The organism is Pedobacter psychrophilus (genome assembly GCF_001652725.1).
Classification (GTDB): domain Bacteria; phylum Bacteroidota; class Bacteroidia; order Sphingobacteriales; family Sphingobacteriaceae; genus Pseudopedobacter; species Pseudopedobacter psychrophilus.
The window spans coordinates 1-714 of sequence record NZ_LWHJ01000020.1; the positions used below are offsets into that span (position 1 = coordinate 1).

At 37.3% G+C, this 714-nt stretch carries 1 protein-coding gene; it reads right to left on the reverse strand.

Going from position 1 to position 714, the window contains the following annotated elements:
- Positions 1-714, reverse strand: a 714-nt coding sequence (locus A5893_RS05005; protein ID WP_198342275.1) for a Gfo/Idh/MocA family protein, incomplete at both ends; no start/stop codon positions are given.

The window sequence follows — 714 nt, forward strand, 5'->3', positions numbered from 1 at the left end:
GCTGTAACGCCATCAGCAAACTGTATATTGGTAACATAATGATCAGGTTGATCGTTATCCATCCTGTAAACGCACCTTCCGTAGTCAGTAGTTTTTAAGCGTTCCATAATAGCCTCCGGTTGTATGGTTTTATCTGTCGGTAAATCCATAACATTCAATCTATTTCTATTGTCGTAATACTCTCTAATCGCAGAATAAGGGCACTCTCTTTCAACTTTGCAGCCGTCTGTACATCTAGCCGTACTGCCTTCTGGAGCATTTTCTTTCTTAAACCACTTTAAATCGCCCATGGCAAAAATTTTCTTTGCCGGCTTGTTTATTACCCATTTAATAATATCCAAATCATGACAAGACTTCGCCAAAATTATGGGTGTAGTTTTTTTGGAATTATGCCAATTTCCCCTTACATAAGAATGCGCCATGTGCGTATGCTCTATAGGTTCAAAATGTTGAACACTAATAATCTCACCAATAGCACCTTTTGCAATCAATTCTTTCATTTTAACAAAGTATGGCGCATACCTTAAAACATGGCAAACAGCTACAATTCTACCTGTTTTTTTAGCTAAAGCTAAAATAGAACGACACTCTTTTTCGGAAGGCGAAATTGGTTTCTCTAATAAAATATCATATCCCATTTCTAGCGCCTTCATGCAGGGTTCGTAATGTAAATTATCAGGTGTAGAGATAATTACTGCGTCTGCAAATTTTGGT